General features: G+C 28.6%; 2 protein-coding genes. Both read left to right on the top strand.

The genetic code is table 11. From position 1 onward, the window contains the following. Positions 1–136: 136 nt before the first annotated feature. Entirely contained in the window at positions 137–427 is a 291-nt protein-coding gene (locus BMW63_RS17790) for a hypothetical protein (protein ID WP_074724797.1), read from the top strand. Positions 428–437: 10 nt separating this feature from the next. Beyond that, entirely contained in the window at positions 438–1,025 is a 588-nt protein-coding gene (locus BMW63_RS17785; RefSeq protein ID WP_074724798.1) for a hypothetical protein, read from the top strand. Positions 1,026–1,278 lie beyond the last annotated feature (253 nt).

Raw genomic sequence — 1,278 nt, 5'->3', positions numbered from 1 at the left:
TAGAAAGCCTAAAGACAAACAAAATTGCTTTCTGAATTTGAAAAATAAGGCAAAACTTAATCGCCAAGAAATTGCGCTAGAAACTTGAATCCGCCTAAACCAACATTTGTCTAAAATTCAAACGACAGAAAACTAAATGAAAAATATATCGATTTTATTTTTAGCAATACTTTTATGCCAGTCATGCGGAAATAAAAATGACTTGAAAAATTCGCTTTGGAAATATTGCGATGACAATGGTTCAGGCTACGTTTCTGATATAATAGACTTTAGAGGGAATAAATATTTGTATGTGAAAAATGATACGATTTTTAACAAAGAAAATTTAGCAGTTGCAATTATTGACCGAATAAAATATTATTACGGCGAAAGAAGATTGTTTGTTAAAGATAAGAAAGGACTAATTGCAAGATATTGCGAACAATAAGAACAAAATTATGAAGAGACTAATTATACTACTTATAGCAACAGCTTTAATTTTCCAATCTTGCGAAAACAAAAAGGATATTCATTCAACGGATAGAATAAAAATTATTTCCAAAGACAGTGTTATTAAAAAAAACGAAAAAGAAATTTCTACTAGTACAAACCTATTTAAAAATATTCCCTTAAAAAACTTTCCAATAATAGATAGTACGAATTTTGATAATTTTGAAAAAATCGGAATACCTGATAATGGTATTATCAAACAACTTAAACTTAAAACAAAAAAAGAGGACTTAAAAAATTTCAGAATAAATTACAAAATTCCTTTTTCTGAAAATTTCACTACAATTACTATTACGTATCAAAGTGGAGACCACGAATTATTTACTTCACTAATCACAGTAAATACTAAATGTGAAATAATTGATATGTTAGAAATTGCTTATGATGAGATTGCTGAATCTGCATTTCAAAAAACAAGTAGAATTGACAAAGATAAAATAATTGTGACAAATTGGAATTGGATGAGTGGAGAACCTATTACTGAAAACGAAACTTATACATTGCAAAATAATGGTAAATTAAAAGAGATAAAATAAAGCACAATCGCACAACATCGGTTTGGCAATATGGCGGGTTTTGTGCTAATTCGAAGATTTTTGCTTCCTTTGAAGTTCAGTGATTATACAAAGTTTCGGCTTCTTTATCCGCCACATCGCCAAGCCGAAAAACGTTACAATATATTTCCGCCAAATTTGGAGAATTCAATAACCTAACGCAACAAATGATAAATTTTATCTTTGTTGAATTATGAAAAAAACGTACAAGCGAATTAGTCTAAATGAACGTATA

This window comes from Flavobacterium frigoris (assembly GCF_900111075.1).
Classification (GTDB): Bacteria; Bacteroidota; Bacteroidia; order Flavobacteriales; family Flavobacteriaceae; genus Flavobacterium; species Flavobacterium frigoris.
This window is presented reverse-complemented; position numbering and strand designations above follow the sequence as displayed.